The organism is Paracoccus haematequi (assembly GCF_900631945.1).
Taxonomy (GTDB): Bacteria; Pseudomonadota; Alphaproteobacteria; order Rhodobacterales; family Rhodobacteraceae; genus Paracoccus; species Paracoccus haematequi_A.
Map to the genome: position 1 here is coordinate 1 of NZ_UZWE01000104.1, position 333 is coordinate 333.

The 333-nt window shown below is 72.1% G+C and carries 1 protein-coding gene; it reads left to right on the top strand.

All coding sequences use genetic code 11. The features are described from left to right. The coding region (locus PARHAE_RS20885; RefSeq protein WP_126156408.1) for a hypothetical protein at positions 1-247 on the top strand (247 nt) is incomplete at its 5' end. Between the last annotated feature and the right edge of the window lie 86 nt (positions 248-333).

Sequence of the window (333 nt, forward strand, 5' to 3'; positions counted from 1 at the left end):
GCTGACCACGAAGATGCGGCTGCGCGACGCGCTGCGCCACATCCTGCTCGGCGGTCTGATCGCGGCCGGGATGGGGAGCCTGTCGATGGCGATCATCACCCGCTGGCTCGGCCTGCCGCCCGAGGCGATCCCGGCCGGGGGCGCGGCCGGATCGGCCGCCTATCTGGTCGGCGTCTTCGGACCTGCCTTCATCGAGGTGCTGCTCGCCCGTCTGCGCCATGGCGGGAAAGGCGATGGCGATGCATGACCTTCTCCGTCTCGCGCGCTCCCTGCGCTGCGACCCGGCCGATCCCGGCCAGGCTTTCCGCCACCGACTGGGCGTCGGCATCGCCA